Source organism: Flavobacterium sp. CG_9.1 (assembly GCF_015751645.1).
Lineage (GTDB): Bacteria > Bacteroidota > Bacteroidia > Flavobacteriales > Flavobacteriaceae > Flavobacterium > Flavobacterium xanthum.
In genome coordinates this window covers 1-12,131 of record NZ_JADOVC010000049.1, presented here as the reverse complement: position 1 = coordinate 12,131, position 12,131 = coordinate 1, and the positions used below count along the sequence as shown (strand labels likewise).

The following is a 12,131-nucleotide window of genomic DNA, read 5'->3' as shown; positions in this document are numbered from 1 at the left end:
GTTTCTTTGCCAATACAAACCTGATCAGACAAATCTCCTTCAGGGTAAATCTCGATTTCTTCAACTGGTAAATGATCCGGAAGTTTAGCCCTGCCTGGATGTTTCTTTTTAGAACGAGAATAAGTAATTTCTTCTTTGATAACCTCTTCTTGTTCTTCCAGAAGCTCTTGTTCTAGATCTAAAGGTAAAGTAGTTTGAGAAGGATCTTCAAAACGCTCTCGTTTTTGACCAAACTGCATACGGCGTAGTAATTCTACTAAACGTTGAAGTTCTTCAACTCGTTCTTCTAACCTAGAAGCTTTGTCTTCTAAGTTTGAAGCTTTATCTTCTAATTTAGAAGCTTTGTGTTCTAATTTAGAAGCTTTATCTTCTAACACGACTTCCTTTTTTTCAAGCCTAACAAGTTTTTTATCTTGTTTGGAAATAGTTTTATCCAGCACAGAAATGTTTTTTTGAGCTTTAGTTAAAAGCTCAAAAAGTTCCTGTTTTGATACGTTTTCTAGGTCTATTTCCATAGGCTAAATATACGTCAAAATCCTATATTTAACAAGGCTTAGGGCTGTTTTATTCCAAAGAAAATCTTCTTTTTTTATTGCTTTTTATAATTTGAATTCCTTCGATCATCAACACCAAATCACTCCAATTAATTTGCAATTTAGTACTGGTTGAACCAGCAAAAGTTCCTTGCTCTAAACGCTTGTAATAAAGAACAAAACCACCAGATTCCCAGTGTAAAAGTTTCATCTGATTATTATTTCGATTGATAAAAATGAACACTTCCCCACTATGTGCAACGCGTCCTAATTCATTGGCAACAAGACCGCACAAACCATTAAAGCTTTTGCGCATATCGCAAACTTTAGGGTAGAGCAAAAAGGTATGTGAACTACTAAGACTAAACACTAATATAGGTTTACTAAAGCCGAAAGTTCACTTAAATTATCTGTGTCAAGTCGTAGCACAACTCCATTAGGGTATACGATTTCGTATTTGTTTTCTAAAGCGAAAACTGGTTTTTTCAGTGCAATAAAACCTCCGCTTTGTGCTTCTTCATTTTTGCTTTTTCGTATCCAATAGCTGAAGGTTCCTAATTTAATACCTGCTTGATCGCAATACGCTTGTTGTGAAAGTCCACTTTGTTTCCAAGATTCAACTTGAGATAACATAAATTCATTTTTATTCATGTCTAAATTGTTTAGAACAAAACTACTACCTTAGGTTAATCTAAAAAATATGGGGTTCGTCGGGCGGATACCTAGGAATAGCCGCAATTACTGGCGATGAAAATGGAGTAGCCATAATTTCAGTTTCAGATGAAGGAATTGCTTCCACTGAAATCCCTCTTTTTCTACAAATTGCGGTGCAGCAACTCCAAGAATATTTCGATTCTAAAAGAACCGATTTCACTTTTTTACTTAATCCCAAAAGAACTGAATTCCAACAAAAAGTTTGGAAGTCATTAGTAAACATTCCGTTTGGAAAAACAATAACCTATCTGGAGCAATCCAAAGGGTTAGGCGATGTGAAAGCCATACGGGCTGTGGCTTCAGCCAATGGTAAAAACCCGCTTTGGATTGTTGTTCCTTGCCATCGAGTCATTGGATCAGATGGTTCGCTTACTGGTTACGCTGGTGGTATATGGCGTAAGAAATGGTTATTGGAACATGAAAACCCAACTACTCAACAAAGTTTGTTTTAATAAAATAAATACGAATTGCACGAATTATCACTAAATAAAGTTTTAGCTATTTTAATTTGTGAAAATTTGTGTAATTTGTGGTCAAATATGCCAAGATGATCGAAAAAATAAACCTTAATAATATTCTGTTTCTTGATATAGAAACCGTTCCAGAAGCCGAAGATTTTAATGCATTAGATTCTGAAATGAAAGACCTTTGGGAGCATAAAACCCAATACCAGCGGAAGGATGAATACACACCTGAAGATTTTTACGATCGTGCGGGAATTTGGGCTGAGTTTGGAAAAATTGTTTGTATTTCGGTGGGTTATTTTACGATTAAAGGCGATATTCGAAATTTTCGAGTGACTTCTTTTTTTGGAGAAGAAAAGAAATTGCTGCTTGACTTTAATAATCTACTAAATAATCATTTCAACCAGCCGCAACATGTCTTGTGTGGTCACAATGCTAAGGAATTCGATATTCCTTTCCTCGCACGACGTATGATTATCAACCAAATTGCCATTCCAAACAAACTGAATTTATTTGGAAAAAAACCATGGGAAATTCCGCATCTTGATACTTTAGAATTATGGAAGTTTGGTGATTATAAGCATTACACTTCCTTAAAATTGATGTGTAAAGTCCTGGGAATTCCTTCTCCAAAAGGCGATATCGATGGCAGTCAAGTAGGTCATGTTTTTTATGTAGATAAAGATATTGATCGAATCGTAAATTATTGTGAAAAAGATACCATCGCTGTGGCACAAATTTTCCTTCGGCTGCGCAGAGAAGATTTGCTGATTGAGGAAGAGATTATTCATGTGTAAGAACAATTTCAATCACAGCAACTTTTTAAGTTATAAAAGTGTAGCATACTTAGCGAATCCCTTTGCGGACTTTGCGGTTATTTTTTTACATTTACAAAAATTATAAGTTATGGTATTGAGTAGATTTTGGTTGGTCATTTTTATTTCAGCAATTGTATTTGTAATGTTTAGTTTGTTTTCTGGAGACAGTTATACTATTGACCACGTTTTGAACGGAAAGAAAGATGATCCTATACTAATTTCCGAAAAATTCGCAGAAGAACTTCCTGCCTTTATTAGAGACAGCATCAGAACAGCGCCAGAACAAACCATGATTATCAATCGCGATACGCTAAATGCGGACACGACTTATGTTTATAAAAACAAAACGGTAAAAATTTATAGTGGCGTTCAAAAATCAGATGGCTTGTTGCCAACCTGTAAAAGTACTTTGTTGGATTTAATCATTCCGCTTATTGCTTATTTGGCGTTTTTCTGTGGTTTGATGGAACTTTTGATCATTTCTGGGGCTTCTGGAAAGCTAGCTAAAGGATTGAGTCCTGTTTTTGTTAAAGTGTTTCCGAGTATTCCTAAAGACCATCCATCCATCTCTTATATGACGTTAAACTTCGCTGCTAATTTCTTAGGATTGGATTCAGCTGCGACTCCTTTTGGTCTAAAAGCCATGGAGAGTTTACAAGAGATAAACCCAGATAAAGACAAAGCCAGTGATGCCCAAATTATGTTTATGTGTTTGCATGCCTCGGGTCTTACTTTGATTGCTACTTCTATTATTGGGTATCGCGCTGCCGCAAATGCCAGCAATCCAGCGGATGTCATGTTGCCTTGCATCATCACTTCTTTTATTGGTACGATTGCCGCTTTTCTAATTGTTGGGATCAAACAGAAAATTAATTTCAAAAGTGCTTCTTTGGTACTCGTATTGATTACATTAATAGCAGGAATAATTGGATTGTTGATGTACGTGAATCATCTTGATTTGATTGGGAAAAACTATTTTACGTCTAATCTTTCGGCTTTAATTTTGATAGGAATTATTGCTTTTACTTTGATTTTTTCATTCTTAAACGAAAAGAAATTTACTGCTGCTAGTACAACGGTGTTTGATTCTTTTGTGGTAGGAGCCAACAATGGGGTAAAAACCGGCGTGACTATTTTTCCTTATGTCTTGGGAATGTTGGTGGCTATTTCGTTATTTAGAAACAGTGGATTATTTGAAATTATTAGCAATTGGATTGCTTTCATTTTTTCTAATATGGGAGTAAATAAGCAAATTACGGATGCTTTGCCAGTAGCATTACTACGTCCTTTTAGTTCTGCGGGATCTAGAGGGTTTTTGATTGATTCTATGAATACCTTTGGAGCCGACTCTTTAACGGCAAGATTGAGTAGTATTTTTCAATGCAGTGCCGAAAGCACTTTTTATGTAATTGCAGTTTACTTTGGTTCGGTTAATATCAAAAACACCCGTTATGCATTAGGAACAATGCTTCTAGTTGATTTGATTTGTGTCATTACAGCAATTTTTGTTGCCACGTGGTTTTTTTAGTAGCAGCATAAGAATCAATTCTGTAGTCTAAGTACGCCGTTGTTTCGCATAATTTATAACTGGAGTGATTGCTCACGAAACAAAATCTGTAGGCAATTTTATTGAATCAGTTTGCGCTAACGCAGGATCGAATAATAATGTCCTTTCAACTTATCTTCAAAGAGCAAGTCCACAATTGTAATTTAAAAAAAAAGAGTCGGAATTTCAATAGTAGAAATTCCGACTCTCTTGTATTTTATAGTACGCTTTTAATCGATAACCATCTCTGGAATTTCTCCTTCAATGATTAAATCTGCTGCTGTAGAAGCGATGATGTGTTCCACCGAAACGCCTGGGGCGCGTTCTAATAGCTTAAAACCTTTTGACGTCACTTCCATGACGGCAAGTTCTGTAACGACTTTTTTAACGCATCCGACGCCAGTTAATGGCAAACTACACTTTTTTAGAATTTTGGATTCTCCTGCTTTATTCACGTGCATCATCGCAACGATAATATTTTCGGCAGAAGCGACTAAATCCATTGCACCACCCATTCCTTTGACCATTTTACCTGGGATTTTCCAGTTGGCAATATCTCCGTTTTCGGCTACTTCCATAGCGCCAAGAATGGTTAAATCTACTTTTTGGGAGCGTATCATTCCAAAACTCATTACTGAGTCAAAAAAAGAAGCTCCTGGAAGTGTTGTTATGGTTTGTTTTCCTGCGTTGATTAAATCAGCGTCTTCATCGCCCTCAAAGGGAAATGGACCCATACCAAGAACGCCGTTCTCACTTTGAAATTCAACGTCAATTCCTTCAGGAACATAATTAGCAACCAGTGTCGGAATCCCAATTCCAAGATTCACATAGTAGTTGTGTTTTAATTCTTTTGCAATGCGTTTTGCAATTTGATTTTTATCTAAAGCCATTTCTTAATGTATCAATTTATGAATGTAACAATATATCAATTTTGAGAATTATTACTTATTATTTTTACTAGTGCTTAGGATTTTGTAAACTATTAATCCTAATTCATTAATTTGAATTTTCAGGCTTTCATCAAAAGGGTATGAGGATGCTTTTTCACAAAGCAAAAGCCAGTATTTTGTTTCCTCTAGTTCCTTGGCTGCAATTTTAATTTTATGGATAAAATCTGCTCTGCTTTCGGCATTTTGTGCTTCATGAATATTAGCGCCTATACTTGTTCCTGATTTTAATAGTTGATTGGCAATAATAAATTTGCGTTTACTTTCTAATATTTCACAAAAAGCTATAATACCTAATGCAAAATCAATGGATTTAGAAACAACAACATTCTCTTTATCCATTTTTTATTAATTGTTATATTGAAAAATTGCTAAATTGTTTAATTTTTTGCGCGAACCGTTCGTTGTTCAATTCTTTTCTCGTATTTCTCACCTTGAAATATTCTATTTACAAGTATTCCTGGAATATGAATTTCATTAGGATCTAAACTTCCTGCAGGCAATAATTCTTCGACTTCGGCAATAGTGATTTTTGCAGCTCCCGCCATACTTGGGTTGAAATTTCTGGCTGTTCCTTTGAAAATTAGATTTCCAGCTTCGTCCCCTTTCCATGCTTTTACAATGGCAAAGTCAGCTTTGAAAGCGTGTTCCATAACATGCATTTTTCCATTGAATTCGCGAACTTCTTTCCCTTCAGCTACTTCAGTTCCGTAACCGGCGGGTGTAAAAAAAGCAGGGATTCCAGCTTGTGCAGCACGGCAACGTTCTGCTAAGGTTCCTTGAGGAATAAGATCTACTTCTAATTCTCCAGAGAGCATTTGGCGTTCAAATTCGGCATTTTCGCCCACGTAGGAAGAGATCATCTTCTTAATTTGTCGTTTTTGCAAAAGTAATCCAAGACCAAAATCATCAACACCTGCATTGTTTGAAATACACGTTAAATCCGTAGTTTCTTTTTTTACCAATTCAGCGATGGAATTTTCTGGAATACCACATAATCCAAAGCCACCAAGCATAATAGTCATCCCGTTTTCAATTCCTTGAAGGGCGTCTTGAACGTTGTTTACTTTTTTGTTAATCATAAAAATGAGTTGCTATGGTCCAATTTTATTTTAAAAGGATCAAATTATTTGTTGAAATTTCTCCTTGTTTTGACTACGAGAAATGGGATTTTATAATTCAAATTCATCAGTGTTCTGCTCTACAGCAGTTGTATCTATTACTTTTTTAGGAACGTAGCAGTCTACTTTTATAGAGAGATTTGCTGGTCTTTCAAAGTTTCCTTTAGAAACTTTAAGAGCGGGATCAGCATAACATAATTTCATAAAATAACCCCAAACCGGTAGTGCTGCTGTAGCTCCCTGACCGTAAGTAATGCTTTTAAAACGAGCGGAACGATCCTCGCATCCTACCCAAACTCCCGTGACAAGATTAGGAACCATTCCCATAAACCAACCATCGGATTGATTTTGTGTAGTACCTGTTTTTCCTGCAATAGGGTTCTTAAATTGGTATGGATAACCAGTCCAGCGGTTGTCTCCGCTTCCGCCACCAGTAGTTCGCAAACGATCTCCCGATCCACCCTCGGTTACACCTTCAAGCAATTTGACAACTGCATAAGCAATATCTTTATTTAAAACATCATGCGACTCAGGGATTGGTTCGTAGATGATTACACCACTTTTATCTTCAATTTTAGATATGAATTGCGGTTTCATGTAAACCCCTTGATTAGCGAAGGTGCTGTAAGCAGCAACCATGTCTTCAACCGTTATTTCTACTGCTCCTAAAGCGATGGATGGTTGCAAAGGAATTTCAGATTTTACCCCCAATTTATGCGCTAGATCAACCACCGCCTCTGGGCCTACCTTATCCATCAATTTGGCAGATATAGTGTTAATAGAGTTGGCTAAACCTCTCTTCAAGGTGACCATTCCGCGGTACCTGTTATCTGAATTTTTTGGTTCCCAATCTTCGGTGACGTGATGACGTCCTTTGCGAATCATAAACGGGCCATCAATAATCGAGTCACAAGGGGACATATTGAGTTGCTCGATGGCCGTTGCGTATACAAATGGTTTGAATGTAGAGCCTACTTGTCTTGCTCCTTGTCCTACGTGATCGTATTGGAAATATTTATAATTAATTCCGCCTACCCATGCTTTTACATTTCCCGTTTGTGGTTCCATGGCCATTAATCCAGACTGTAAAAAGTGCTTGTAATAGCGTATAGAATCTAAGGGTGTCATTATGGTATCTTTCTCTCCTTTCCAGGAAAAAACAGTCATTTTTGTTTTTTCGCTAAACGATTTTACAATATCTTCCTCGCTTTTATCCATTGATTTCATAACCGCCCAGCGATTAGATGATTTCATCGCTTGATTTAAAATTCGTTGTGTTTCTACCGCAGAAATATTCACAAAAGGAGCATTTTTGTTGCCTTTAGATTGCTTGAAAAACTCCTCCTGAAGGTTCGCCATGTGTGCTGTAACGGCTTCTTCGGCATGTAACTGCATCCTAGAATCTATAGTGGTGTAGATTTTCAAACCATCTTTGTAGATATCATAATCTGAGCCATCTGATTTTTTATTCTCCTCTGCCCATTTTTTCATGTAATCACGAAGGTATTCTCTAAAATAGGTTGCCGTTCCGTCTTTATGTGTTTCTAATTTGAAGTTTAATTTGATAGGTAAACTTTGTAGTCGTTCTTTTTCCTCATTCGAAATTATTTTTCCTTTTTCCATTTGTAAAAGCACGACATTTCTGCGGTTTTTCACTCCTTCTGGATTTCGTATCGGATTGTATAAACCTGAGTTTTTAAACATTCCTACCAATATAGCCGACTCACTTATTGTAAGGTCTTTTGGTTCTTTTGAAAAATAAGTTTTTGCTGCGGAACTTACTCCAACCGAATTATTTCCAAAATCATAGACATTACAATACATGGCAATAATTTCATTTTTAGTATATTGTCTTTCTAATCGGATAGCAATGATCCATTCTTTAATTTTTTGCACGATTCTAAAAGGTAAAAACTTTGACCCTTCTCCGTGGAATAATTGTTTGGCTAATTGCTGTGTCAATGTACTCGCACCACCGCTAGTTCCTAAACTCGAAATGGCTCTTAAAGTACCTCTTCCATCAATGCCAGAATGTTCGTAAAAACGAGCATCCTCAGTAGCAATTAATGCTTGTACTAAGTTTTTTGGCAAGTCTGAATACTTTAGCTGCGACCTGTTTTTTTCGAAATATTTACCAATCACGACTCCGTCAGCGGAAATAACTTCAGTTGCTAAATTGGAATCGGGATTTTCTAAATCTTCAAAGGAAGGCATGGAGCCAAAGATTCCCCAAGAAGCAAATAAGAAAAACAAACCGACGCTTCCTAAGCCTATAAAGAATATTTTCCAAAATTTCTTTTGATAGTGTGTAATGTCTTTTCCATTACCTCTTGCTGGGTTATTATTTTTTTTGATAGCCATAATACTATTTTATTCTTTTTTTTCTATTCTAAAACCAACCTCGGTAATTCCATCTAGCGCATTTACGCCAGGAACTTTCCCGTTTTCTCTAACAGCTTGCTTGATGTGAACCTTGTACTTGGAGCGGAACCTAACATTTTCTTTGTAAAAAAGTTTACTTTCTTTAATATCTGAAAATCCTTCTCCTAATAATGTTCCTTGCGGATCGGCCATCTGGTACTCTAGTGTGTCCACTTTAGTAAAACCATTTGGTAATTCCAAAGCCACAATTAAAAACAAATTATTGTATTGATAATCATTGTTTGTTCTTAAATTGACAAATAAATCATATCGCTTTGTCGAGTCCAGTTCAGGCAAATTGAAGGTTACAATACTGTCTTTGTGCCAAGTAGTTCCAACAGACTTATATTGATCAAAAACTCTTTTTTTATCACAGGAAGAAAAGAGGATTACGAGCAAAAGAAGTAAAGCGCTATTTTTTATCCACATTTTTAGTAATAATTATTGGTTTTCTTGGCTCCGTGGGCTTTTTGTCATTGGGAGTCTGACGGTTATTGTTTGCCGGTTTGTTGTTATTAGCTACAATAGTATTTTCGCCAGCGGGTTTGCGTTTTTTATTTGGTTTCTTTTTTGCTTTAGGTTGGTCAAAACGTGTTAGGCTTTCTTGTCCCATGGCATTATTGAAGTTTTTCTCTGGCTCTACAAGAATTTCTATTGCAAAATCTTCTAATGAAGAAACTTTGTTTTTTAGCTTATTTTCTGCAACAATTTCTTTGACTTGGTCAATTTTCAAGACGTGCCAATTGGCAAAATTATTGGTGTAAGCAAACCACATTAATCCTTTGAATATGTCTTGCTTTTGGCAAATGGCATCTCCTTTTTCCGTGACCAATTTGGTTTCAAAATCTGGAAAATCTTTCAACGCATCCATGTAAGTGTCTAGCTCATAGTTTAAACAACATTTTAATTTCCCACACTGTCCAGCCAGTTTTTGCGGGTTCAAAGAGAGTTGTTGGTAACGTGCTGCCGAAGTATTTACACTTCTAAAATCCGTTAACCAAGTAGAACAGCATAATTCTCTACCGCAAGAGCCTATTCCGCCTAAACGAGCTGCTTCCTGACGGAAACCTACTTGTTTCATCTCAATTCTGGTGCTGAATTCCTTTGCAAAATCTTTAATTAAAGCACGAAAATCAATTCGGTCATTTGCTGTATAATAAAAAGTAGCTTTTGATCCATCCCCTTGAAATTCGATATCCGAAATTTTCATTTCTAGTTTTTGCGCAATGGCTAATTCCCGCGCTCTAACTTTCATTGGCTCTTCTTTATCGCGAGCAGTAGACCAAATGTCAATGTCTTTTTGAGATGCTTTTCTATAGATTTTTGGAACTTCATTACTCAAATGATTTACTCCTTTTTTCTTCATTTGAATTTTTACTAATTCACCTGTGAGAGTAACAATTCCTATATCGTGACCAGGCGAGGCAACTGTAGCTACAATGTCTCCCATGCTTAAAGTCAGCTTCTCGGTATTGCGATAAAACTCTTTTCTACCGTTTTTAAAGCGAACTTCAACACAGTCAAAAGGAGCTTCGCCATTAGGTAAACTCATATTAGAAAGCCAATCAAAAACCGTTAATTTATTGCAGCTATCGGTGCCGCAAGTCCCATTATTTTTACAACCCTTTGGTGCGCCACCATCAGAAGTTGAACAACTTGTACATGCCATAATCTTATATGTAGTGTTGCGACGAGCACAACTTAAGTTCTTAAAACGTTTAATTTGTAAAGATAGTATTTTTTAATTTTACGGAACAACGCCTATCTGAGCCAATAAATCATAAAGTTTTTATAAAAAAACCCATTACAATTTGATTTGTAATGGGTTAATTTTAAGTGATTTTAAGTGGTTTTTTTAGTCTAAAATCTTATATAATTTATCAGATAATCGAATTCTAAATGGTAATTTAAACGTACATGTATCTCCAGCAATTGCATTTTCTTGCGCTAAATCATTTACTAGCATTTCGCTAATTACTAGTTTTTGTTCGCCAGTTGTAGTTCCTTTTATCAAAATGGTGTCGCCAATTTTGATTTCGTTTTCTTCAATTAGAAATTGACCAATACTTGGTTTTGGAAAATAATGCGTCCCTTTTCCAATATATTGTTTTTTAACTTTTACTTCTTTTTTAATGGCAGTCCCAACGCTTCGGGATGGTTTTTCAGCAACAAAAATACCATGCGTTTCTTCGTTGTTTTTAAAAGTCAAAACGTCTGATTTTCCTTTTTTGAAAATCTTATTCCCGTTTTTAATACCACGTCTGATGGCTTTTTGTTCCTCTTCCGGTAAGTGAATGACACGCACACATTCTGCAGAACAGCAGCCTTCCATTTTCTCTTTACAGGAATCGCATTGAATGAAAAGCAAATGGCAGCCTTCGTTCACGCAATTCGTATGCACATCACAAGCTTCGCCACATTGATGGCATTGAGAAACAATATCATTTGTAATTCTTTCGCCCAAGCGGTGATCAAAAACAAAGTTTTTACCAATGAATTTGCTTTCTAAACCTTCGGCTTTTACTTGGCGTGTGTATTCTATAATCCCGCCTTCCAGTTGGTACACGTTTTCAAAACCTTTGTGCTTGAAATAGGCACTAGCTTTTTCACAACGGATTCCTCCGGTGCAATACATCAATAGTTTTTTATCTTGCTTGTGTTCAGAAAGTTGTTCTTCGATGATGGGTAAACTTTCACGAAAAGTATCCACATCTGGTTTTATAGCTTTGGTAAAATGTCCAATTTCACTTTCATAATGATTGCGCATATCCACCACAATGGTATTGGGATCTTCTAGCAAGTCGTTGAATTCTTTTGCTTTAAGGTGAATTCCAATATTCGTCACATCAAAAGTTTCATCAACCAAACCATCAGCAACAATTTTGTCTCGCACTTTTACCGTCAGTTTCAAAAACGAGTGATCGTCTTGTTCTACGGCAATATTCAAACGGATTCCTTTCATGAAATCATACACTTCGATAGTGTCTTTAAACGCGTAGAAATTATCTGCAGGAAGCGATAGTTGGGCGTTAATTCCCTCAGGGGCTACATAAATTCGGCCTAGAACTTCAAGAGAGTTCCACGCTAGGAATAATTCGTTACGAAATTGTGTTGGATTTGAAATTTGCGCATAAGCATAGAAAGACAACGTAAGACGTTGTTTTCCGGCATCATCAATCATGATGGCTCTTTCTTCTGCGCTTAAGGTGTTGTACAGTTGCATGCTATAAACAGTTTAAGTTGAGAAATATATTTTTTGCAAAAGTAGGTAAAAAGGTTCAGAGGAGCAAAGTATTATAGGAACTAAGGTTCGCCATGAATAATAGACACTTAATTTTTCTTAATGTCTTAATGGTTTAATTTTCTTGGAGCTACTTGCAGCTTTTCGCTATATCTCTTATTTTCGCTAGCGCTACAACAAGAGGATGCAGCTTCAATCTGGGCTAGGGGAGTTGGGATTAAAGGAATATTTTGTGGTTATTTTGTCATTCTGAGGAACGAAGAATCTCTGTATGGTGAGCAGCATCTGCTGGCATGAGAGTTTTCAGAAAGGTCAGGAGACCTTTT

12 protein-coding genes and 1 pseudogene are annotated in these 12,131 nt (G+C 36.3%); 3 read left to right on the top strand and 10 right to left on the bottom strand.

The features are described from left to right. The 3 genes and pseudogenes from IWX83_RS16520 to IWX83_RS16510 all read right to left on the bottom strand — a co-directional run. Positions 1-515, bottom strand: a pseudogene (locus IWX83_RS16520) (hypothetical protein); the annotation flags it as partial. 49 nt (positions 516-564) lie between these two features. After that, positions 565-903: an IS66 family insertion sequence element accessory protein TnpB gene (gene tnpB / locus IWX83_RS16515; RefSeq protein WP_370568445.1), complete on the bottom strand. Its 339-nt coding sequence runs from the start codon at positions 901-903 to the stop codon at positions 565-567. Continuing rightward, positions 903-1,184: an IS66 family insertion sequence element accessory protein TnpB gene (locus IWX83_RS16510; protein ID WP_196831267.1), complete on the bottom strand. Its 282-nt coding sequence runs from the start codon at positions 1,182-1,184 to the stop codon at positions 903-905. Before IWX83_RS16510 ends, tnpB begins: the two co-directional genes overlap by 1 nt. A 47-nt stretch (positions 1,185-1,231) precedes the next feature. Here IWX83_RS16510 and IWX83_RS16505 point away from each other — a divergent pair, with 47 nt between their 5' ends. The 3 genes from IWX83_RS16505 to IWX83_RS16495 all read left to right on the top strand — a co-directional run bounded on the left by IWX83_RS16505 (position 1,232) and on the right by IWX83_RS16495 (position 4,057). Then, entirely contained in the window at positions 1,232-1,699 is a 468-nt protein-coding gene (locus tag IWX83_RS16505; RefSeq protein ID WP_196831269.1) for a methylated-DNA--[protein]-cysteine S-methyltransferase, read from the top strand. Between the two features lie 95 nt (positions 1,700-1,794). Then, entirely contained in the window at positions 1,795-2,508 is a 714-nt protein-coding gene (locus IWX83_RS16500; RefSeq protein ID WP_196831266.1) for a 3'-5' exonuclease, read from the top strand. A 109-nt stretch (positions 2,509-2,617) separates the two neighbouring features. Continuing rightward, a complete protein-coding gene (locus tag IWX83_RS16495; RefSeq protein WP_196831265.1) occupies positions 2,618-4,057 on the top strand; it encodes a nucleoside recognition domain-containing protein in 1,440 nt (479 codons plus the stop codon). 248 nt (positions 4,058-4,305) lie between these two features. Here the strand turns inward: IWX83_RS16495 and IWX83_RS16490 are convergent, their stop codons facing one another. From IWX83_RS16490 to IWX83_RS16460, 7 genes are all read right to left on the bottom strand, one after another. Continuing rightward, positions 4,306-4,965: a CoA transferase subunit B gene (locus IWX83_RS16490; protein ID WP_196831264.1), complete on the bottom strand. Its 660-nt coding sequence runs from the start codon at positions 4,963-4,965 to the stop codon at positions 4,306-4,308. Positions 4,966-5,016: 51 nt separating this feature from the next. Continuing rightward, positions 5,017-5,364 (bottom strand): four helix bundle protein, encoded by a 348-nt coding sequence (locus IWX83_RS16485; RefSeq protein WP_073353259.1) that lies wholly within the window; start codon positions 5,362-5,364, stop codon positions 5,017-5,019. 38 nt (positions 5,365-5,402) lie between these two features. Then, a complete protein-coding gene (locus IWX83_RS16480) occupies positions 5,403-6,104 on the bottom strand; it encodes a CoA transferase subunit A (RefSeq protein ID WP_196831263.1) in 702 nt (233 codons plus the stop codon). Positions 6,105-6,194: 90 nt separating this feature from the next. After that, positions 6,195-8,504, bottom strand: coding sequence for a penicillin-binding protein 1A (locus IWX83_RS16475; RefSeq protein WP_073353255.1), 2,310 nt, complete (start codon positions 8,502-8,504; stop codon positions 6,195-6,197). Positions 8,505-8,513: 9 nt separating this feature from the next. After that, positions 8,514-8,993: a gliding motility lipoprotein GldH gene (locus IWX83_RS16470; protein WP_196831262.1), complete on the bottom strand. Its 480-nt coding sequence runs from the start codon at positions 8,991-8,993 to the stop codon at positions 8,514-8,516. Continuing rightward, positions 8,977-10,233: a regulatory iron-sulfur-containing complex subunit RicT gene (locus IWX83_RS16465; RefSeq protein ID WP_073353252.1), complete on the bottom strand. Its 1,257-nt coding sequence runs from the start codon at positions 10,231-10,233 to the stop codon at positions 8,977-8,979. Before IWX83_RS16465 ends, IWX83_RS16470 begins: the two co-directional genes overlap by 17 nt. Before the next feature lie 186 nt (positions 10,234-10,419). Next, positions 10,420-11,787: a rhodanese-related sulfurtransferase gene (locus IWX83_RS16460; RefSeq protein ID WP_196831261.1), complete on the bottom strand. Its 1,368-nt coding sequence runs from the start codon at positions 11,785-11,787 to the stop codon at positions 10,420-10,422. Between the last annotated feature and the right edge of the window lie 344 nt (positions 11,788-12,131).

What these genes read in the sequence shown, in the direction of transcription:
- IWX83_RS16510 (WP_196831267.1), bottom strand. Translation starts at nt 1,184, where the DNA reads ATGAATAAAAATGAATTTATGTTATCTCAAGTTGAATCTTGGAAACAA.
- IWX83_RS16500 (WP_196831266.1), top strand. Translation starts at nt 1,795, where the DNA reads ATGATCGAAAAAATAAACCTTAATAATATTCTGTTTCTTGATATAGAA.
- IWX83_RS16495 (WP_196831265.1), top strand. Translation starts at nt 2,618, where the DNA reads ATGGTATTGAGTAGATTTTGGTTGGTCATTTTTATTTCAGCAATTGTA.
- IWX83_RS16490 (WP_196831264.1), bottom strand. Translation starts at nt 4,965, where the DNA reads ATGGCTTTAGATAAAAATCAAATTGCAAAACGCATTGCAAAAGAATTA.
- IWX83_RS16485 (WP_073353259.1), bottom strand. Translation starts at nt 5,364, where the DNA reads ATGGATAAAGAGAATGTTGTTGTTTCTAAATCCATTGATTTTGCATTA.
- IWX83_RS16480 (WP_196831263.1), bottom strand. Translation starts at nt 6,104, where the DNA reads ATGATTAACAAAAAAGTAAACAACGTTCAAGACGCCCTTCAAGGAATT.
- IWX83_RS16475 (WP_073353255.1), bottom strand. Translation starts at nt 8,504, where the DNA reads ATGGCTATCAAAAAAAATAATAACCCAGCAAGAGGTAATGGAAAAGAC.
- IWX83_RS16470 (WP_196831262.1), bottom strand. Translation starts at nt 8,993, where the DNA reads ATGTGGATAAAAAATAGCGCTTTACTTCTTTTGCTCGTAATCCTCTTT.
- IWX83_RS16465 (WP_073353252.1), bottom strand. Translation starts at nt 10,233, where the DNA reads ATGGCATGTACAAGTTGTTCAACTTCTGATGGTGGCGCACCAAAGGGT.
- IWX83_RS16460 (WP_196831261.1), bottom strand. Translation starts at nt 11,787, where the DNA reads ATGCAACTGTACAACACCTTAAGCGCAGAAGAAAGAGCCATCATGATT.